The organism is Polaromonas sp. (genome assembly GCF_031411155.1).
Taxonomy (GTDB): domain Bacteria; phylum Pseudomonadota; class Gammaproteobacteria; order Burkholderiales; family Burkholderiaceae_C; genus Polaromonas.
On sequence record NZ_JANOAL010000117.1, the window covers coordinates 21811 to 40744 of the forward strand.

The 18934-nt window shown below is 63.0% G+C and carries 17 protein-coding genes and 3 tRNA genes; 11 read left to right on the forward strand and 9 right to left on the reverse strand.

Annotation, left to right across the window (positions count from 1 at the left end):
- Window positions 1–35: 35 nt before the first annotated feature.
- Window positions 36–2282 (forward strand): bifunctional (p)ppGpp synthetase/guanosine-3',5'-bis(diphosphate) 3'-pyrophosphohydrolase, encoded by a 2247-nt coding sequence (locus RMO23_RS08125; protein ID WP_309680285.1) that lies wholly within the window; start codon window positions 36–38, stop codon window positions 2280–2282.
- 100 nt (window positions 2283–2382) lie between these two features.
- Here the strand turns inward: RMO23_RS08125 and greB are convergent, their stop codons facing one another.
- The 4 genes from greB to hrcA all read right to left on the reverse strand — a co-directional run bounded on the left by greB (window position 2383) and on the right by hrcA (window position 4279).
- Window positions 2383–2955 carry a transcription elongation factor GreB gene (gene greB / locus RMO23_RS08130; RefSeq protein ID WP_309680286.1) on the reverse strand — a complete coding sequence of 191 codons (573 nt, stop codon included), beginning with the start codon at window positions 2953–2955 and terminating at the stop codon, window positions 2383–2385.
- Between the two features lie 99 nt (window positions 2956–3054).
- A tRNA-Arg gene (locus RMO23_RS08135) sits at window positions 3055–3131 on the reverse strand.
- Window positions 3132–3160: 29 nt separating this feature from the next.
- A tRNA-Ile gene (locus RMO23_RS08140) sits at window positions 3161–3237 on the reverse strand.
- Between the two features lie 22 nt (window positions 3238–3259).
- Window positions 3260–4279, reverse strand: a complete 1020-nt coding sequence (hrcA, locus tag RMO23_RS08145; RefSeq protein WP_309680288.1) for a heat-inducible transcriptional repressor HrcA — start codon at window positions 4277–4279, stop codon at window positions 3260–3262.
- A gap of 49 nt (window positions 4280–4328) precedes the next feature.
- Here hrcA and RMO23_RS08150 point away from each other — a divergent pair, with 49 nt between their 5' ends.
- Genes RMO23_RS08150 through rapZ form a run of 3 tightly spaced genes read left to right on the forward strand, consistent with a single transcriptional unit; the run spans window position 4329 to window position 7754 of the window.
- Window positions 4329–5204: an NAD kinase gene (locus tag RMO23_RS08150; RefSeq protein WP_309680290.1), complete on the forward strand. Its 876-nt coding sequence runs from the start codon at window positions 4329–4331 to the stop codon at window positions 5202–5204.
- Between the two features lie 40 nt (window positions 5205–5244).
- Window positions 5245–6888 carry a DNA repair protein RecN gene (gene recN / locus RMO23_RS08155; protein ID WP_309680292.1) on the forward strand — a complete coding sequence of 548 codons (1644 nt, stop codon included), beginning with the start codon at window positions 5245–5247 and terminating at the stop codon, window positions 6886–6888.
- A gap of 2 nt (window positions 6889–6890) precedes the next feature.
- Window positions 6891–7754 carry an RNase adapter RapZ gene (rapZ, locus tag RMO23_RS08160; protein ID WP_309680315.1) on the forward strand — a complete coding sequence of 288 codons (864 nt, stop codon included), beginning with the start codon at window positions 6891–6893 and terminating at the stop codon, window positions 7752–7754.
- A gap of 11 nt (window positions 7755–7765) precedes the next feature.
- On the opposite strand, the gene mutY is transcribed toward rapZ, so the two are convergent.
- From mutY to mutM, 3 genes are all read right to left on the reverse strand, one after another.
- On the reverse strand, window positions 7766–8866 hold the full coding sequence (gene mutY / locus RMO23_RS08165) for an A/G-specific adenine glycosylase (protein WP_309680294.1): 1101 nt from the start codon (window positions 8864–8866) through the stop codon (window positions 7766–7768).
- 3 nt (window positions 8867–8869) lie between these two features.
- On the reverse strand, window positions 8870–10849 hold the full coding sequence (locus RMO23_RS08170; protein ID WP_309680296.1) for a dynamin family protein: 1980 nt from the start codon (window positions 10847–10849) through the stop codon (window positions 8870–8872).
- A 75-nt stretch (window positions 10850–10924) separates the two neighbouring features.
- The gene (mutM, locus tag RMO23_RS08175; RefSeq protein WP_309680298.1) at window positions 10925–11740 is read right to left on the reverse strand and encodes a bifunctional DNA-formamidopyrimidine glycosylase/DNA-(apurinic or apyrimidinic site) lyase; all 816 of its coding nucleotides are present in this window, start codon (window positions 11738–11740) and stop codon (window positions 10925–10927) included.
- Window positions 11741–11837: 97 nt separating this feature from the next.
- On the opposite strand from mutM, the gene RMO23_RS08180 reads away from it, so the two are divergent.
- From RMO23_RS08180 to pth, 7 genes are all read left to right on the forward strand, one after another.
- Window positions 11838–13616, forward strand: coding sequence for a tetratricopeptide repeat protein (locus RMO23_RS08180; RefSeq protein WP_309680300.1), 1779 nt, complete (start codon window positions 11838–11840; stop codon window positions 13614–13616).
- A 14-nt stretch (window positions 13617–13630) separates the two neighbouring features.
- Window positions 13631–14143 (forward strand): lipoprotein insertase outer membrane protein LolB, encoded by a 513-nt coding sequence (locus RMO23_RS08185; RefSeq protein WP_309680302.1) that lies wholly within the window; start codon window positions 13631–13633, stop codon window positions 14141–14143.
- 40 nt (window positions 14144–14183) lie between these two features.
- The gene (gene ispE, locus RMO23_RS08190; RefSeq protein WP_309680304.1) at window positions 14184–15077 is read left to right on the forward strand and encodes a 4-(cytidine 5'-diphospho)-2-C-methyl-D-erythritol kinase; all 894 of its coding nucleotides are present in this window, start codon (window positions 14184–14186) and stop codon (window positions 15075–15077) included.
- A gap of 148 nt (window positions 15078–15225) precedes the next feature.
- Window positions 15226–15302: transfer RNA gene (locus RMO23_RS08195), tRNA-Gln, on the forward strand.
- A gap of 232 nt (window positions 15303–15534) precedes the next feature.
- On the forward strand, window positions 15535–16509 hold the full coding sequence (locus tag RMO23_RS08200) for a ribose-phosphate pyrophosphokinase (protein ID WP_309680305.1): 975 nt from the start codon (window positions 15535–15537) through the stop codon (window positions 16507–16509).
- A gap of 111 nt (window positions 16510–16620) precedes the next feature.
- Window positions 16621–17295 (forward strand): 50S ribosomal protein L25/general stress protein Ctc, encoded by a 675-nt coding sequence (locus RMO23_RS08205; RefSeq protein WP_309680307.1) that lies wholly within the window; start codon window positions 16621–16623, stop codon window positions 17293–17295.
- 207 nt (window positions 17296–17502) lie between these two features.
- Window positions 17503–18117 (forward strand): aminoacyl-tRNA hydrolase, encoded by a 615-nt coding sequence (gene pth, locus RMO23_RS08210; protein WP_309680309.1) that lies wholly within the window; start codon window positions 17503–17505, stop codon window positions 18115–18117.
- 242 nt (window positions 18118–18359) lie between these two features.
- Here the strand turns inward: pth and RMO23_RS08215 are convergent, their stop codons facing one another.
- Both RMO23_RS08215 and RMO23_RS08220 read right to left on the reverse strand, forming a co-directional pair.
- Window positions 18360–18614 (reverse strand): BrnA antitoxin family protein, encoded by a 255-nt coding sequence (locus tag RMO23_RS08215; RefSeq protein ID WP_309680311.1) that lies wholly within the window; start codon window positions 18612–18614, stop codon window positions 18360–18362.
- A complete protein-coding gene (locus RMO23_RS08220; RefSeq protein WP_309680313.1) occupies window positions 18598–18873 on the reverse strand; it encodes a BrnT family toxin in 276 nt (91 codons plus the stop codon). Before RMO23_RS08220 ends, RMO23_RS08215 begins: the two co-directional genes overlap by 17 nt.
- Between the last annotated feature and the right edge of the window lie 61 nt (window positions 18874–18934).

Genomic DNA, 18934 nt, shown 5'->3' on the forward strand with positions numbered 1-18934 from the left:
TTCACGTCTTTTTCATGCCACGATACATTTAATGCATGAGCGCCATGCTTTCGCCCGTCATTTCCAGCAAGTCGACCCCGGCCGCCGCCAACGCCGCAGCGGCGAGCTTTGCTGCGCTGACGTCCAAACTTGACTACCTGAGTGCCGCGGACATTGACAATGTCCGCCGGGCCTACCGCTTCGCCGACGAAGCCCATCTGGGCCAGCTGCGCAACAGCGGCGAGCCCTATATCACCCATCCGATTGCGGTCGCCCAGCAATGCGCGGAATGGAAGCTTGACGCTCAGGCGCTGATGGCGGCCCTGCTGCACGATGCGATTGAGGACTGCGGCGTCACCAAGCCGGAACTGATTGAGCGCTTTGGCGCCTCGGTGGCCGAGCTGGTCGACGGCCTGACCAAGCTGGAGAAACTGGAGTTCAACACCCGGGAAGAAAACCAGGCCGAATCGTTTCGCAAGATGCTGCTGGCCATGGCGCGCGATGTCCGTGTCATCCTGATCAAGCTGGCCGACCGCAGCCACAACATGCGCACCCTGAGCGATGCGCCGCGCTCCAAGTGGAATCGCATTTCGCACGAAACCCTGGACATTTATGCCCCAATTGCGCACCGTCTGGGCCTGAACACCACCTACCGGGAACTGCAGGACCTGTCGTTCCAGCATTTGCACCCCTGGCGCTATGCCATTCTGGCCAAGGCCTTGCAGCGCGCCCGCGGCCGGCGCCGCGACGTGATCAAGCGGGTGCAGGCCGAGGTCGAGGCGGCTTTTGTCACCGCCAAAATCCCGGTCAGTATTTATGGACGCGAAAAGACGCTGTATTCCATCTACCGCAAGATGGACGAAAAACACCTGTCCTTTGCCCAGGTCAATGACCTCTATGGGTTTCGCGTCATCGTGCAGGACCTGACGGCCTGCTACACCGCCATGGGCGTTGCGCACCAGCTGTACAAGCCGCTGCCCGGAAAATTCAAGGACTACATTGCGATTCCGAAAATCAACGGCTACCAGTCGCTGCACACCACGCTGATCGGCCCGTTCGGCACCAACATCGAGTTCCAGATGCGAACCGAGGCCATGCACGTGGTGGCCGAGTCGGGTGTGGCGGCCCACTGGCTCTACAAGGCGACCGACCCGGACAGTGACGCGTCTCAGCGCCTGGGCTCGCAATGGCTGCAGTCGCTGCTCGATATCCAGCAGGAAACGCGTGACGCCGCCGAGTTCTGGGACCACGTCAAGATTGACCTGTTTCCCGAAGCGGTTTATGTCTTCACTCCCAAAAGCCAGATCATGGCGATGCCAAGAGGCGCCACCATTGTCGATTTTGCCTATGCCATTCACAGCGACGTGGGACACCGTGCCGTCGCGGCCAAGGTCAATGGCGAGCAGGTTCCGCTGCGGTCCGAGCTGCACAACGGCGATGTCATCGAGATCATCACCGCCTCTGTTTCCAGCCCCAATCCGGGCTGGCTGGGCTTTGTGCGCACCGGCAAGGCGCGCTCCAAGATACGCCATCACCTCAAAACCATGGCGCTGACGGAATCACAGGATCTGGGCGAAAAAATGCTGGCACAGGCACTGCGCGCCGAGGGCATAGAGCGTGAACACCTGGCCGAGGACGACGAAGCCCATCACGCCACCTGGGAAAAAATCCTGCGCTTTACCGGCAACCGCACGCGCGCCGATTTGCTGACCGACATCGGCCTGGGCAAGCGCATCGCCAGCATGGTGGCCAAGCGCATCGTGACCCTGCTGGCCGAAATCGGCGAAAGGCCCAACGCCCTGACCATGAGCCGTGAACGCTACACCTCGCATGAATCGGTGTCGCAGGGTGCGCTCTTGCTGGACGGCAGCGAAGGCGCCTCGGTGCAGTTTGCCCCCTGCTGCCTGCCGATTCCCGGTGACAGCATCGTCGGCTATCTGGGTCGGGGAGAAGGGCTGGTGGTGCATACCGACGACTGCGCCGTGGCCAAACGCCTGCTGCTGCGCGACAGCGAACGTTTTATTGCCGTGGACTGGTCGGACGAGCCGGTGCGTACCTTTGAGACCAATCTCCTGGTCACGGTTTCGAACGGCAAGGGTGTGCTGGCGCGGGTTGCGGCTGCGCTGGCCAACGCGGAAGCCGACATCACCCATGTCGACATGGGGCACGAGCCCGCGCATGATGCGACCGACCTGCGCTTTGGCGTCTCGGTGCGCGACCGGATTCACCTCGCGTCGGCACTGCGCAGCGTCAAGCGCACGCCGTCCGTCTTGCGGGTGCAGCGGGCCAGGTCAACCGGTTGACTGGCCCCACGCTGGTCACTGCGTGCACTGCGCTGCCCCCCGAGGGGGCTGAACTTGCTCGGGGCGGCCCTTCGCGGCGTTCGCCCGGCCCCCACGCTTTTCACTGCGTGTGCTGCGCTGCCCCCGTGGGGGCTGGGTAGCTCACCTTCAACACCTCGAGCACTTGCACCCCCTGCGGCGTGACCAGGTTGACCTCATCGCCCACCCTTGATTTGAGCAGGGTCCTGGCCACCGGCGATATCCAGCTGACCTGACCCTGGGCACTGTCTGCTTCATCAATGCCCAGAATCGTGACGCAGCGCTCGCTGCCGTTTTCATCAACATAGGTCACCGTGGCGCCAAAAAATACCTGGTCGCTGCCGTGATGCAGGGACGGATTGCTGATTTCGGCAATTTCCAGTCTTTTCGTCAAAAAACGGATGCGCCGGTCAATCTCGCGCAGGCGCTTTTTGCCGTAGTGGTAGTCACCGTTTTCCGAGCGGTCGCCGTTGCTGGCCGCCCAGTGAACAATCTCCACAATTTTGGGCCGCTCGTTGTCGATCAGATCGAGCAGTTCGGTGCGCAGGCGCTGGTAGCCCTGCGGCGTGATGTAGTTTTTGCCGCCCACCGGCAGTGGCGGCAGTTGCAGTTCTTCCTCGTCCGCGTCGGTTTCTTTGGTAAAGGCTTTGTTCATGCGGCAAGCACCATGGCTTTGGGGTTTGGCATTCTGAGCATATCCGAACAAGCGCAAACGAAAAAGCCCTGGAACCTTGCAGTTCCAGGGCTTGACGTTTGGTGCGGCTGGCAGGAATTGAACCCACGACCCCTTGGTTCGTAGCCAAGTACTCTATCCAACTGAGCTACAGCCGCTAAGCCTTAAATTATAGCGTAGTTTTAAATGGTAGGGCGTGAGTGACTTGAACACTCGACCAAAGGATTATGAGTCCTCTGCTCTAACCAACTGAGCTAACGCCCCCCAAGACTGCGATTGTAAGGGCCTACTTGCTGTGGCTGAGGGCCGAGCTAACCAGCTTGGACGTAATGTCGACAATCTGGATCATTTTTTCGTAAGGCATTCGCATGGGGCCAATCACGCCCAGCGTTCCAACGACCTGGCCATCGACTTCATACGGCGCCGTCACCACCGACAGCTCCTGGTAGGGGATGACCTGGCTCTCGCCGCCAATGTAAATTCGCACCCCTTCGGCCCGGCTTGAAACATCCAGCAGGCGCATTAATTGTGCCTTCTGCTCGAACAGGTCGAACAGCTTTCGCAGATTGCCCAGGTCGCCCGAAAAGTCGCTAACCGCCAGCAGGTTGCGTTCACCCGAGACGACCACTTCATCACGCGACTCGATGGCCTCGGAACTGACCAGCACCGCCGCCTGCATCAGGCTGGCGATCTCGCCCCGCAGGGCCTCGACCTCATTTTTCAGGCGCTCGCGCACCTCTTCAATCGCCATGCCCGCATAGTGCGAGTTCAGAAAGTTGGCCGCCTCTATCAACTGCGACTGGGTGTAGTCGGCCTCGGTAAAGATGACGCGGTTTTGCACATCGCCGTCGGGCGAGACGATGATCACCAGAAAACGCCTTTCTGACAGGCGCAAGAACTCGATATGCCTGAACACCGAGGTGCGTCGCGGTGCCATCACCACACCAACAAACTGCGACAGGCTGGACAGCATGTGCGCCGCGTTGCTGAAAACCTTTTGCGGCTGGTCGGGCGCCAGTCTGGGCACCGGAATGTGAACGCCGGAGGGCAGCGGGTCGCGCTGCATGGTCAGCATGGTGTCGACGAAAAGCCGGTAGCCCCTGGCCGTGGGGATGCGGCCGGCCGAAGTGTGCGGGCTGACGATCAGGCCGAGTTCTTCAAGGTCGCTCATCACGTTGCGTATGGTGGCGGGCGACAGTTCAAGGCCGGAGGCCCTGGACAGCGTGCGCGACCCCACCGGCTGGCCATCAGCGATGTAGCGCTCCACCAGCGCTTTGAGCAACAACCGGGCACGATCATCAAGCATGCAGTCATTCTACGAAGCTTCGGTCACCGTGTTGTGATGTAATTTGCTGATGAAGTCGCAATTCCGCCATGTCGCACTGATCGGCAAGTACCACGCCCAGGGGTCCCGTTCTGCGCTGGAAGACATTGCACATTTTCTGGGCACCCAGGGCTGCGATGTGGCGCTGGAGCAGGACACTGCGAGCAACACCGGGCTGACGCAGTTTCCAACGCTGGATGCGGCCCAGATAGGCGCCCAATGCGACCTGGCGCTGGTGGTTGGCGGCGACGGCACCATGCTCGGCATAGGCCGGCTGCTGGCCCAGTTTGGCGTGCCGCTGGTCGGCATCAACCAGGGCCGGCTCGGCTTCATCACCGACATCGCCTTTGAAGACTACCAGAGCACGCTCAGGCCCATGCTGCGCGGCGAGTATGAGGAAGACCGGCGCTGGATGATGCAGGCCAAGGTGGTGCGCGACGGCCACTGCGTCTTCAGTGCCACGGCCATGAACGACGTCGTCGTCAATCGCGGCGCCACCGCCGGCATGGTCGAGTTGCGGGTCGAAGTCGATGGCCGCTTCGTGGCCAACCAGCGCGCGGACGGCCTGATCATTGCCTCGCCGACCGGCTCCACCGCCTACGCCCTGTCGGCCGGCGGCCCGCTGCTGCACCCCTCCATCCCCGGCTGGATTCTCGTCCCCATCGCCCCGCATACGCTATCAAACAGGCCGATAGTCCTTTCGGATTCTGGCGAAATTGCTATCGAAATAGTAGCAGGCCGGGATGCCAGCGCGAACTTTGACATGCAGTCGCTGGCCAGCCTGCTGCACGGCGACCGGATCACCGTCAGGCGCTCGGAGCACCAGATGCGTTTCCTGCATCCCAAGGGCTGGAGCTACTTTGATACCCTGCGCAAAAAACTTCACTGGAACGAAGGCGTTGCCTGAACCCGGCATGCCCTGCCCTGCTCCGGATTGACCCCAACTTATGAGCCTTAAAAGCATTTCGCTTCGCGATTTCGTTATCGTCAAAGAACTGGACCTGGACCTGTCCGACGGGTTCACGGTGCTCACCGGCGAAACCGGGGCCGGCAAGTCGATTTTGATAGATGCGCTGCAGCTGGCGCTGGGCGCGCGCGCCGATGTGAGCGTGATCCGGGAAGGCGCTCAGCGCTGCGAAATCAGCGCCGAGTTCGACCGCCCCGCTGCGCTGATGCCCTGGCTGGAACAAGCGGGTTTCGAGGCGGCAGACAGCCTGCTGCTGCGCCGCACGATCGATGCGCAGGGCAAGAGCCGGGCCTGGATCAATGGCAGCGCGGCCACCGCGACCCAGCTCAAGGACATCGCCGACCGGCTGGTGGACATTCATGGCCAGCACGCCTGGCAAAGCCTGACCCGGCCCGACGCGGTGCGCGGCCTGCTCGACTCGTATGCGCAGCTGTCCACCGAAGCCTTGAGCCTGCGTTGGCAGCAATGGCGCCTGGCCCAGAAAACACTGGCCGAGGCGCGCGCCGCGCAGGACAGCCTGCAGCGCGAGCGCGAGCGCCTGGCCTGGCAAATCGGCGAACTGGGCAAGCTGGCCCCAGGTGCCGATGAATGGGCCGAACTCAATGCCCAGCACGGCCGCCTGTCCAACGCGCAGGCCCTGCGCGACGCGGTGCAGAGCGCCGTCGAAGCCCTGCAGGAAGCCGACGACAACGCCGCCGCGCTGGTCTCGCGCGCCCTTCATGCGCTACAAAATCAGGAGCATATAGAGCGCGAATTCAAAGGGCTAACCGAGGTTTTGAATGGTGCCCTGGCGCAAATCGAAGACGTCGTGCATTCCCTGCACGGCTACGCGCGGCATGCCGAGCTGGAACCGCAGCGCCTGGCCGAGCTGGACGAACGGCTGTCGCTGTGGGTTGGCCTGGCCAGGCGCTACAAACGCCCGCCGGCCGAGCTGCCCGAGTTGCTGGCGTCCTGGCAGGTCGAGCTGCACAAGCTCGACGAAGCGGCCGACCTGGCCCAGCTCGAGAAAAACGAGCATCAGGCCGAAGCCGCTTATTTGCAGGAAGCCCGGCTGGTTTCAAAATCGCGCGGCAGGGCCGCACCCCAGCTGGCCAAGGCCATCACGCTGGCGATGCAGGGCCTGGGCATGCAGGGCGGAAAATTTGAGGTCGCGCTGACCCCCCTTGAGCAGCCAGCCCAGCATGGCCTGGAGCAGGCCGAGTTTCTGGTCGCCGGCCACAGCGGCAGCACGCCCAGACCGGTCGGCAAGGTCGCGTCTGGCGGCGAGCTGTCGCGGATTGCGCTGGCCATTGCCGTCACCACCAGCCAGCTCGGGCAGGCGCAAACCCTGATCTTTGACGAGGTGGATTCCGGCGTGGGCGGCGCCGTCGCCGAAACCGTGGGCCGCCTGATGAAGCAGCTCGGCAAGGACCGGCAGGTGCTGGCGGTGACCCATCTGCCCCAGGTCGCGGCCTGCGCCGACCAGCATCTGGTGGTGGCCAAGCGCAGCGAGAAAAATGCCACCTTCAGCAGCGTGGACCATGTCAACGGCGAGCAACGCGTGGCAGAAATCGCCCGCATGCTGGGCGGCGAGCGCCTGTCTGGCACCACCCTGGCGCACGCCAAGGAAATGCTGGAGCGATGACGATGACGCTGGAAATGGTGCTGATCACCGGCATGTCGGGTTCCGGCAAGTCGGTGGCCCTGCATGCGCTGGAAGATGCCGGTTACTACTGCGTGGACAACCTGCCGCCCGAGCTGCTCACCCCTTTCGTGGCGCTGGAGCAGCGCCCTGGCGCGCGCAAGGTAGCCATCGCGATGGACGTGCGCAGCGCGACCTCGCTGCCGCTGGTGCCGCAGCAGCTGCGGCAATTGCGCGACCAGGGCGTGGCCGTGCAGTCGCTGTTTCTGGACGCCAATACCGAAACCCTGGTGCGGCGATTTTCCGAAACCCGGCGGCTGCACCCGCTGTCGCGCATGGACGCCTCCGACCAGCACCGGGCGCTGGTCGACGCCATCGAGCTGGAGCGCGAGCTGCTTAGCGAGCTGCGCGAAGAGGCCCATGTGCTGGACACCAGCATGATCCGGTCGGCGCAGTTGCAGGGCTATGTGAAGTCGCTGATCTCGACACCGGCGACCCAGCTGACGCTGGTGTTTGAGTCCTTCGCCTTCAAGCGCGGCGTGCCGCTGGACGCCGATTATGTGTTTGACGTGCGCATGCTGCCCAACCCGCACTACGAGCCGGCGCTGCGCCACCTGAGCGGGCGTGACCAGCCTGTCGCCGACTACCTGAAGTCGTACTCAGAAGTGGACGACATGTTCGGGCACATCGAGCAATTCCTCAGCCACTGGCTGCAGGCGCTGGTGCGTGACCACCGCAGCTATGTCACGGTGGCCATAGGCTGCACCGGCGGGCAGCACCGGTCGGTCTACCTGGTCGAAAAGCTGAGCGCGGCCTTCGCCCGGCACTGGCCCACCCTGAAGCGCCACCGCGAACTCGACGCGGGCTGAATGCTACAAAATTAATAGCTAGATACGCTTGTTGCGACTGGGCTAGAGCTTGATTCGAGTAGTTTTCTGATCGGCGCAGGCAGCCCCAGACCTGGCCAGGCCGCCGAGCCAAACCAGGCACCCGGACGCTGCGCTGAAGCCATGGCCTTGGGCAAGGTCTGACTGGCCCGAAAGCCGGCCCGCCAGGGCGACAAGTGCAAGTCCTTGTGCGTCAGCACATGCACAAACCCGGGCAGCGGCTCGAGCCTGGCCCGCAGGCCTGGCGGCAACAAGGTTTTCAGCGCCTCGTCACTTTCAAACACGGGCAGGCAATACAGGCCACCCCAGATGCCGGGACTGGGGCGCTTTTCGAGCCAGACCGAGCCGTCGGGGCGCTGCGCCCACAGCAGGCTGAGTGCCTGCGCGCTGCGCTTTAATTTCCGGGTCTTGACGGGGTAGCGCTCGGGTTCGCCGCTCGCCAGGCCGCGGCAGCGGGCCTGCACCGGACACAGCAGGCACTGCGGCTGGCGGCCCCGGCAAATCGTCGCGCCCAGGTCCATCAGCCCCTGGGTGTAACGCGGCATGGTGTCGGCCAAATGGTTGTTGGGCAGCAACTCGGTGGCCCGGCTCCAGAGCGCCCGTTCATGGGCGCTTTGCGCCAGGTCATCCGAGAATCCAAGAACCCGCGTCAACACGCGTTTGACGTTGCCATCCAGAATGGCAACCCGCTCACCAAAGCAGAACGAGGCAATCGCGGCCGCCGTCGAGCGGCCTATGCCGGGCAGGGTCTGCAGCTGCTCCGCCGTGCGCGGAAACTGCCCGGCGTGCAGCGCCATCACCGCCTGCGCTCCCCGGTGCAGATTGCGCGCACGGCTGTAGTAGCCCAGGCCACTCCACAGCGCCAGCACCTCGTCCTGGTCGGCCTCGGCCAGTTGCTCCACGCTGGGAAAGCGCTGCAAAAACCGGGGGTAATAGTCCAGCACCGTGGCTACCTGGGTCTGCTGCAACATGATTTCGGACAGCCAGACCCGGTAAGGGTCGCGCGTGTTCTGCCAGGGCAGGCTGTTGCGCCCGTGCGCCGTTTGCCAGCGCACGATGTCCGCGGCAAAGCCTGAAAGCGCTTCTTGCGTCAAGCCTCAGGCCGCCTGGCTCAGTGCCACGGGTTCCGCGGCATTGAAGCTGACGGACGCCCTGGCTTGCGGCGCAGACCCGCTCAGCAGGTGCGAGGTCAGCTGCGTCAGCTTGGCGTCGAGCTCGTTGAGCACGCCTTCCTGCGTGTCAATTTCCGCAATCCGTTCATCGAGCCCGGTGGCGGCCTGCTGGATGCGCTCTATGGCCTCCAGCCGGCGACCAAAATTGCGGCGCCGCTCACGCAACTGCGCATCGAGTTGCGATGCGGCGGACTTGTTCCAGAGCTCCACCTCGCCCAGAGCGGATTCGTAGACCCCGCGCAGACGCGTGGCCAGGGCGCGCACCAGTCGCTCGGAAAATTCGGCCTGCGAGAGTTTCAGCACATTGCTGACCCCCAGGTACTGCAAATGGCTGCGCTCAATCTGGTCCAGGTCATGGATGTAACGCGTCAACTCGGGCTCTTTGGGCGCCTGCAGCGAAAAACTGAATTCGGCATTGAGCTGGCGAAACGATGCGGTCAGCATGGACTGGATTTCGGTGCTGAGGATCTGCGCCTTTTGCAGGCCTTCGCGCAGCCGCGAAAAGGTCTGGCCATAGGCCCGTTTGACACCCAGCTTGATGCCGGGCTGCTTGAGCGCATGCGTCAACTCGGCCAGCTCGGCCCGTAGCGTGGGCGTGCTGAGCAGATTGAACACCTCGCGCAGCAGTTTGAGGTGCACCGAACGCACCGCGTAAATCTTGGCGCCGCTACCGTCAAACTCGGCCTGCTCCTGCTCGATGCGGCTGCGCATATGCCGGATCACCGAGACGTTTTTGCCGCGCAGGCCGCGCAGCTCCATCATCTGCTCGGCCAGGTCACGGCGGCGAATGCTCATGGCGCGGCCAGCCTCGGCCCGCAACTCGTTGATGCCGCCGGCGACGGCAGCGCGCAGAATTTTCTGGCGCTGGCCCATCACGCCCTCGCCCAGCGCTTTTTCAAGCGCCGGCAAACAGCTCGCCTGCAGCAGCTGCTGGTCGTGCGTGACCTTGGCCACCAGCCCTTTTTGCGCCGAAACCGGAATCACCTGCGATTCGGGCAGACCCAGGATCTCGGCCGAGGTGGCCCTTTGCCGGTCAATCTGCGCCTGCACCTGTTCGGGCGAGCTCAGGGCGTCCCACAGCGTGTCGATCTTGTTCAGCACCACCAGCCGCCCGTCGCTGGCCTCGCCTTCGGTAATCAGGTGTTCGCGCCAGATCGCCAGGTCGGATTTGGTCACGCCGGTATCGGCCGCCAGAATGAAAACCACCGCATGCGCCTGCGGAATCAGGCTCACCGTCAGTTCGGGCTCGGCGCCGATCGCGTTCAGGCCCGGCGTGTCCAGAATGACCAGGCCCTGCTTGAGCAGGGGGTGGGCAATATTGATCAGCGCATGGCGCCATTTCGGCACCTCGACCAGTCCGTTCGCGCCCACCAGCGGGTTGTCATCGGGGCTGCTGTCATGCCAAAAGCCCAGCGCCCGGGCTTCATCCTTGCTGACTTGCCGCACTTCGGCCACTTTTTCGAGAGCCTGCGCCAGCTGCGCCGGGTTGTTCACATCCAGGTCGATGCGGGTCCATTTTTCGGGTGCCAGGCGCCACTCCACCAGGGCCTGCGGCTGCAGACGGGTTTCGATCGGCAACAGGCGCAGGCTGGGCGGCACCTCGGCGTCATAACCGAGCTCGGTCGGGCACATGGTGGTGCGCCCGGCACTGGCCGGCATGATGCGGCGCCCATAACCGGCAAAGAAAATGGCATTGATCAGTTCGGACTTGCCGCGTGAAAACTCTGCCACAAAAGCCACCATGACCTTGTCCGAGCGCACCTGCGATTCCAGCCGGTGCAGCCGCTCCTCGACCGCGGCGTCCAGCAGGTCGTGGTCTTTCATCCACTCGGCGAGCAGCTTCAGGCGCAGCGCAAATTCGCGCCGCCAGACACCATGCTGGTCAAATTTTTCGTTAAAAGACATGAACAACCGTAAAAGTGTGACTGGCCAATATAGCATCGCCCACCCGAAACGACCATGGCCGAAGCCGTGTGGAATTTACGGTTTCTGGCAGCGGGCACAGTAAAAAGTCGAACGCTGTCCCTGCCGGATGCTCTTGATGCTGGCTGTGCACACTTTGCAAGGCAGCCCGCCGCGGTCGTAAACCATGGCTTCCAGCTGGAAATAACCGGCCTCGCCATGCGCATTGGAAAAGTCCTTCAGGGTGCTGCCCCCTTTTGTAACCGCCTGTGTCAATACCTCCCGAATGGCGCGATGCAGCAACGCCGCGCGCGGCCTGCTGATGCGGCAGGCCGGCGTGGTGGGCCTAATGCCGGCCAGAAACAGGGCCTCGGAGGCGTAAATATTGCCCACGCCGACCACTGCCTCGCCGCCCAGCAATACCTGCTTGATGGCGGTCTGGCGGCGCTGGAGCGCCTGGTGAAAGGCGGCCGCCTCAAAGGCCTCGCTGAGCGGCTCCACGCCGAGCCGGCCCAGCAGTTTGTGCGCCACCGGGTCGGCTTCGCTCTGCGCATACACCACGGCGCCAAAGCGGCGCGGGTCGTTCAGGCGCAGCGTGCCCTGGCTGGTGACCAGTTCAAAATGGTCATGCTTGCCCGGCGCGGACAGGCCGCTGCCAAAACCCAGGCTGCCCGACATGCCCAGGTGCAGCAGCAGCAGGCCGTCGCTCAGGTCCACCAGCAGGTATTTGCCGCGCCGGCGCACGCCCAGCACCTGCTGGCCAACGAGTCGCTGCGGCTCGCAGCCCAGCGGCCAGCGCAGCGGCTTGCCCAGGGCCACGGCCTCAATGCTGGCACCGGCGATGCGGCCGGCAAAGCTCAGGCGGGTCACTTCAACTTCGGGCAGTTCAGGCATGGGCTCACAAATAAAGGGGGTAGCAACATCAACACCGGCATCAAGCCCAAGGACGGTCTTGAAAACCGCTTGCCTGGAGCTTCAATTATCATGGCTGATGATGAAAAAACTTGGCATTGCTTTTGGTTGCCTGTGGCTGGCGGCTCCCTGGGTGCTGGCGCAGACCGCGGCACCCGAACCCGCGGGCTCGGGCCTTGCCGAAGCCAAGGCGGCGCAGGAGTCCGCGCCCTCATCGACCCTGAACAGCGCACTGTTTTACCAGTTGCTGGTGGGCGAACTGACCACGCAGGAGGGCGAGCCCGCCGCCGGCTTTGCCCTGATGCTAGATGCCGCCCGGAAAACCGGCGATGCCCAGCTTTACCAGCGCGCCACCGACATTGCCCTGCAGTCGCGCTCGGGCGATTCGGCGCTGCAGGCGGCCACCGCCTGGAAACAGGCCCAGCCCGCTTCGCGCGAGGCCAACCGCTATGTGCTGCAGATCCTAATTGCCCTGAACCGCATCGCCGATTCGGCCGATCCCCTGAAAACCGAGATTGCGCTGGCCAGCGCCGGTGAGCGCGCCGCCGCGCTGACGGCAGTCCCGCGGGTTTACGCCCGCGTCACCGACAAAAAGCAGACCGCGGTGGTGGTGGAAGCGGCCCTGGCCGACTACCTGAACAATGCCGCGAATCCGGCCATCGCCAGCGCCGCCTGGACCGCCGTGGGGCGCATGCGTCTGGCTGCGGGCGACAACCGCGGCGCGCTGGACGCTGCCAAACGCGGCCAGGCCCTGGACCCGCGCGCCGACGGCCCGCTGCTGGTGGCGCTGGAACTGATAGACCCGAAGTTGCCCGAAGCCGAGGCGCTGGTGAAAACCTACCTCAGCGGCAACGCCGCCGCCCAGCCCGACATCCGCATGAGCTATGCACGCGCCCTGCTGGACCTGCAGCGCTATGCCGAAGCGGCCGCGCAGCTGCAGATCGTGACCCGCGAAAAACCCGACTATCCCGAGGGCTGGCTGGTTCTGGGTTCCCTGCAATTGCAGGACAACCAGCTGGCGCCGGCGCAGGCTTCGCTGGAGCGCTATGTCGCCCTGGCCCTGAAGACCAGCGCCGAAGCCGACCGCAACCGCGGCCTGGCCCAGGCTTACCTGGCGCTGTCGCAAGTGGCCGAAAAGCGCAAGGACTATGCCGCCGCAGAAGGCTGGCTGAACAAGATCGAAAACCCCTCCGACCTCGGCCTGGCGCAGACCCGGCGCGCGTCCATTCTGGCCAGCCAGGGCAAGCTCGAAGAAGGCCGCCAGCTGATTCGCCAGTTGCCCGAGCGCAGCCCCGCCGACGCGCGCATGAAGGTCACGGCCGAGGTGAGCCTGCTGCGCGATTTCAAGCACTACCAGCTGGCCTACGATGTGCTGGGGCAGGCCCTGGTCAAAACGCCCAACGAGCCTGATCTGATCTACGACCAGGCCATGATGGCCGAAAAGCTCGGCCGCCTGGACCAGATGGAACGCCTGCTGCGCCTGGTGATACAGCAAAAGCCCGACTACCACCATGCCTACAACGCGCTGGGCTACTCGTTCGCCGAACGCAGCGTGCGGCTGCCGGAAGCGCGTGACCTGATTCGCAAGGCACTGGAATACGCGCCGTCCGACCCCTTCATCAAGGACAGCCTGGGCTGGGTCGAATTTCGCATGGGCAACAAGGCTGAAGCGGTGCAGATTTTTGAAGCCGCCTACAAGGCCAAACCCGACGCCGAAATTGCCGCCCACTACGGTGAGGTGCTCTGGAGCATGGGCCAGCGCGACCGCGCCGTGGCGATCTGGAAGGAAGGCAAGCTGCTCAATCCGGACAACGAAACCCTGCTCGAGACGCTCAAGCGCCTGCGCGTGAAGCTGTAACCCGGACCGTCCCCTTGTTCAGCACGCTCCGCCCGCGCCTTGCGCCGCTTTCAGCACTGCTATTTGCTATTATTTTAATAGCTGGTTGCGCACGTCCTGCCTCGACCAGCCCGCTAATTGACTCCAAATCATCGTTCTGGTCGGGCCGCATCAGCCTGCAGGTCCAAAGCGAGACCGCGCAGTCGTTTTCGGCCGGCTTTGAGCTCAAGGGCCAGCCCGAGCGCGGCGAGCTGACCCTGATCAGCCCGCTGGGCAATGTGCTGGGCGTGCTGCGCTGGGCGCCGGGCGAGGCCACGCTGGACTCGGGCAACCAGAAGATTCAGCGCTTCGCCTCGGTTGACGAGCTGATGGCGCAGGCCACCGGCGCCGCTGTGCCGCTCAGCGCGTTGTTCGCCTGGCTGCAGGGCGACAACGCCAGCGTCAGCGGCTGGTCGGCCGACCTGTCGCGCCGCAGCGAAGGCCGCATCACCGCCACCCGAGCCCAGCCCCTGCCCCAGGCCGACCTGCGGGTCGTGCTGGATCAATAAGGCTGGCCGCCGTCTCGCGCTTTTTTTGCATCCTGCCCACGTGACCCGCCCACTCCAAGCCCTTTACGACGTCCCCGCACCCGCCAAGCTCAACCTGTTTTTGCACATCACCGGGCAAAGGGCCGACGGTTACCACCTGCTGCAGTCGGTGTTCATGCTGATCGACTGGTGCGACACCCTGCACTTTGAACTGCGCAGCGACGGCCGGATCAGCCGGGCCGATCTGGGCGGGCCGGCGCAAACTGCCCCAGAGGCGCTGCCGGCCGACGACCTGACCGTGCGCGCCGCCAGAGCCCTGCAGGCGGCCTGCGGCACCGCGCTGGGGGTTCACATCAGCCTTGAAAAACGCATTCCCGCGCAGGCCGGCATGGGCGGCGGCTCGTCTGACGCGGCGAGCTGCCTGCTGGCGCTGCAACGGCTCTGGGGCGTGCGCCTGCCGCCCGACAAACTGCACGCCATCGCCCTGTCGCTGGGTGCCGACGTGCCGTTTTTCCTCTCCGGCGGCCATGCCTGGGTCGAAGGCATTGGCGAGGCCATCACCCCGATTGCCCTGCCGCCGGCGCACTTTGTGGTGGTCAAGCCCGCGGCCGGGCTGCCGACCCAAAGCATTTTCAGCGCGCCCGGCCTAAAACGCGATACCAAAACTGCTACAATCCAAGGCTTTGCTGCAAATGCTAATGGCGACAAGAATCTGATCTTCAGATTTGGCCATAACGACTTGCAGCCGGTCGCGCAGTTGCTCTGCCCGCAGATGGTTCAATCGCTCGATTGGCTGGCTGCAAAGGGGCTTGAAGGACGCATGACCGGCTCTGGAAGTGCGGTGTTTGCGCAGTTGCTGCAAGACGTCGATCTGCAGGATTTATCAGACGCTCCGGGCGACTGGAAAATTCAAAAATGCAGCAATCTGCAAACGCACCCTCTGGCGGGTTGGTAAAATCCGGCCCTTGAGAAAGCGTTAGCGGACGAGGATTGACAGACGACGATTGACAGATGACGATTGACAGACAGGTTATAGGTTGGTTGCGGTGGGTGTGTTGGGGCTGCTTCAAGTCCCGGTGCGCAAACCGGCAATTGTCCTGTGTAGGGGTGTCGCCAAGTTGGTTAAGGCACCGGATTTTGATTCCGGCATTCGCAGGTTCGAATCCTTCCACCCCTGCCAAAATTTGAATCAGTCGCCCAAAGTGCGGCTGAAGTTGAGACCCGCCCCGAGGGCGGTGGATCTCAATGAGAAATACAGGCCCGCTTGCGGGTCTGTATGTTTTGGGAAACGCAGCAATTTTCGGTATGGGGCACTCACTGCCAAGTCCCTGTTGCAACCCGTGCTACCCGTGCGTCTTTTGCCCCGATAGAAATTTCAGCCACGTTCAAGTCCAACTCTCGCTGAGTCCCACATGCAAACGCACCACCCCGACTTCATGGTTTTCACCGGCAATGCCAACCCGAGCATGGCCTCCGAGATCGCCCAGCACCTGGGCATTTCACTGGGCGCCGCCCATGTGGGCCGGTTTTCAGACGGTGAAGTCACGGTGGAGATCCAGCAAAACGTGCGCACCCGCGACGTGTTCGTGGTGCAGTCCACCAGCGCGCCGACCAACGACAACCTGATGGAACTGCTGGTCATGGTCGATGCCCTCAAGCGCGCATCGGCCGAGCGCATCACCGCCGTGATTCCCTATTTTGGCTATGCCCGGCAAGACCGCCGCCCGCGTTCGGCCCGCGTGCCGATCACGGCCAAGGTGGTGGCCAACATGCTGCAGGCCGTCGGCGTGACCAGCGTGCTGACCATGGACCTGCATGCCGACCAGATTCAGGGCTTTTTCGACATCCCGGTCGACAACATCTATGCGTCGCCGGTGCTGCTGGGCGACCTGCGCCAGCGCAACTACACCGACCTGATGGTGGTTTCGCCCGATGTGGGCGGTGTAGTGCGGGCGCGCGCGCTGGCCAAGCAGCTGGGCTGCGACATGGCCATCATCGACAAGCGCCGCCCCAAGGCCAATGTGTCGGAGGTGATGCACGTCATTGGCGACATCGACGGCCGCAACTGCGTCATCATGGACGACATGATTGACACCGCCGGCACGCTGGTCAAGGCCGCCGAAGTGCTGAAAGACCGCGGCGCCAAAAAAGTTTATGCCTATTGCACGCACCCGGTTTTCTCGGGTCCGGCGATTGAACGCATTGCCCAGGGCGACGCGCTCGACGAAGTGGTGATCACCAACACCATTGCGCTGAGCGACCACGCGCGGGCCTGCAAAAAAATTCGCCAACTCTCCGTGGCACCGTTGATCGCTGAAACCATGCAGCGCATCTCCAAGGGAGAGTCGGTCATGAGTTTGTTTTCAGAGCAGGACGGTTTGTTCTGAGCTGAAACCAAAAGGTGGCTGCCCGGCGCCCGAGCCTTTGACTCGCGCGCCAGAGCAGCCTTTTTATGTCGGGGCAAGCTGGTCGCGGCCCGCCCCTTTAAGGAGTAGTTTATGAAATTCGTCGCTTTTGAGCGCGCCAAGCAGGGCACGGGTGCGAGCCGCCGTCTCCGCATCACGGGCCGCACGCCCGGTATCGTTTACGGTGGAACCGCCGAGGCCACGCTGATCGAGATCGATCACAACGCCCTCTGGCACGCCATCAAGAAAGAAGCCTTCCACGCCTCCATCCTGCAGATGGAACTGGCCGGCAAAGAACACAAGGTCTTGCTGCGTGACCTGCAGATGCACCCGTTCAAGCAGCAGATCCTGCACATCGACTTCCAGCGCGTCGAAGCCAAGACCCGCATGACCGTGAAAGTGCCGCTGCACTACAGCGGCGAAGAAGAGTCCCCGGCAATCAAGACCGAAAACTGCCTGGCCAACCATGTGCTGACCGAGCTGACCGTGTCGTGCTTCCCGGCCGACATTCCCGAGTTCATCGCGGTTGATTTGAGTGGCCTGAAAAAAGGCACCTCGCTGCACGTCAAGGACATCACGCTGCCAAAAGGCGTGAAGTTTGTGGCCAAGGGTCAGGACAACCCGGTTCTGGTGTCGGTTGCCGCCCTCTTGGTCGAGCCCGAGGCCGCACCGGCCGCCGCCGACGCCCCCGCTGCCGATGCCAAGGGTGGCAAAGCTGCGGCCAAGCCCGCTGCCAAGCCTGCCGCCAAGCCTGCCGCCAAAAAGTAAGCACCGCGCTTTGCAGCATTGACCTGAAAAGGTCTGCGGCCCTTGCCCTCGCCCGAGGACAAGGGCCGTTTCTTTTGGCCCCGTCATTCTGGCTGCATGATTTTGCCCGCGTCATTTTGGCCGCGCCACCGTGGGCGCAGGCATCAGGCCGGATAATTGCCCGACGCGCCCGCCCCGCTGGGCCTACCCTTCTTTCAATCACGCAACATGATCAAACTGTTTGTTGGCCTGGGCAACCCCGGCCCGGAATACGAAGCGACGCGCCACAACGCCGGTTTCTGGTGGCTTGACGCACTGGCGCGTGAGCTGAAGGCGCCGCTCAGCCTGGACAAAAGCTACCACGGCCAGGTTGCCCGCACCACGGTCAACGGGCAAACCGTGTGGCTGCTCAAGCCCCTGACCTTCATGAATGTCTCGGGCAAGTCGGTCGCCGCGCTGGCCCGCTTCTTCAAGGTCTTGCCCAGCGAAGTGCTGGTGGCGCACGACGAGATGGACATCGTGCCGGGCCAGGTCAAGCTCAAGTTTGGCGGCAGCCATGCCGGCCACAACGGCCTGCGCGACATTCATGCGCAACTCGGCACGCCCGACTACTGGCGCCTGCGCATCGGCGTCGGCCATCCGGGCGTCAAGGCCGAGGTGGTGAGCTGGGTGCTGAAAAAGCCCTCGGCCGAACACCGCACGGCGATGGAAGACGCGATTGCGCGCTGCCTGAAGGCGGTGCCCGAGCTGCTGGCCGGCGAGATGGAAAAAGCCACCATGCTGATCCACACCAGCCAGCCGCCACGGCCCAAGCCACCGCGAAAAACCGAGCCGGAAGACTAGGCGTGGTTTTTTGTATGCTATAAATTTGATAGCTTATTGCGCACGCACTGATTGGGCTGGAGGGCGATTTGACCTTAAAAAATGGCTCAAAAGATTTTTTGAACCTGCCAACCGTGCGCAGCAACGGCGGAAATCAGCGCCTGCAGTTGCTCATGGTTTCCAGACAACGTCGGCGCTGTCCGGCACGCAGCATGCGCCGCGAAGCGGCAACCTGAGGCTGCGTGTCCGCGACGAGCAACCTGTTAAACCGAAGCGTCACGGAACGCCCTGAGCACTGTATTGATCCGTGTCTGGTAGCCAGTCCCTTGTGCCTTGAACCACTCAAGCACATCTTGATCCACTCGCAGCGAAATGGATGCTTTGGCCGGCAACGGCTTCAAACCCTTGCGAACCAAGCCGCGAACAATGTGCTTTACATCGGCCTCAGGGTGTTCGGACGTCGGTTTTGCATCACCCGCACCGGACTTCAGGCGTGCCCAATCAGTTTTGGATTTCATCGAAGTAGATTTGCGACTCGCGCTTGGTAGCTTTTCGGAACGAGATGACGCGGATTTCATGTTCATTCTCCGTATGTACGACTGAAACAGTGATGCCAGCGAGCATGCCCAGCGTAACGAAGCGTTGCTCGCCGTAGGAGAAACGGTCATCCTCGAAAGTAAATGTCACGCCATCAAAAACGCTTGCAGCATCCAAGAAGTCAAGGCCGTGGGCTTTGATGTTCGCAGCACGCTTTGTTTCTGACCAAGTGAACTCCATGCGCAAAGTGTATATACAAAACGTATTGGCATCAAGCAGTATTTCTACTGCGGTTTAACGT

Excerpts from the sequence above, each read along its gene's own strand:
- RMO23_RS08200 (WP_309680305.1), top strand. The coding sequence starts at position 15,535 with ATGCAAACGCACCACCCCGACTTCATGGTTTTCACCGGCAATGCCAAC.
- recN (WP_309680292.1), top strand. The coding sequence starts at position 5,245 with ATGAGCCTTAAAAGCATTTCGCTTCGCGATTTCGTTATCGTCAAAGAA.
- RMO23_RS08180 (WP_309680300.1), top strand. The coding sequence starts at position 11,838 with ATGATGAAAAAACTTGGCATTGCTTTTGGTTGCCTGTGGCTGGCGGCT.
- hrcA (WP_309680288.1), bottom strand. The coding sequence starts at position 4,279 with ATGCTTGATGATCGTGCCCGGTTGTTGCTCAAAGCGCTGGTGGAGCGC.
- RMO23_RS08170 (WP_309680296.1), bottom strand. The coding sequence starts at position 10,849 with ATGTCTTTTAACGAAAAATTTGACCAGCATGGTGTCTGGCGGCGCGAA.
- RMO23_RS08215 (WP_309680311.1), bottom strand. The coding sequence starts at position 18,614 with ATGAAATCCAAAACTGATTGGGCACGCCTGAAGTCCGGTGCGGGTGAT.
- rapZ (WP_309680315.1), top strand. The coding sequence starts at position 6,891 with ATGACGCTGGAAATGGTGCTGATCACCGGCATGTCGGGTTCCGGCAAG.
- RMO23_RS08150 (WP_309680290.1), top strand. The coding sequence starts at position 4,329 with ATGAAGTCGCAATTCCGCCATGTCGCACTGATCGGCAAGTACCACGCC.
- RMO23_RS08220 (WP_309680313.1), bottom strand. The coding sequence starts at position 18,873 with ATGGAGTTCACTTGGTCAGAAACAAAGCGTGCTGCGAACATCAAAGCC.
- RMO23_RS08125 (WP_309680285.1), top strand. The coding sequence starts at position 36 with ATGAGCGCCATGCTTTCGCCCGTCATTTCCAGCAAGTCGACCCCGGCC.
- mutM (WP_309680298.1), bottom strand. The coding sequence starts at position 11,740 with ATGCCTGAACTGCCCGAAGTTGAAGTGACCCGCCTGAGCTTTGCCGGC.
- RMO23_RS08205 (WP_309680307.1), top strand. The coding sequence starts at position 16,621 with ATGAAATTCGTCGCTTTTGAGCGCGCCAAGCAGGGCACGGGTGCGAGC.
- greB (WP_309680286.1), bottom strand. The coding sequence starts at position 2,955 with ATGAACAAAGCCTTTACCAAAGAAACCGACGCGGACGAGGAAGAACTG.
- pth (WP_309680309.1), top strand. The coding sequence starts at position 17,503 with ATGATCAAACTGTTTGTTGGCCTGGGCAACCCCGGCCCGGAATACGAA.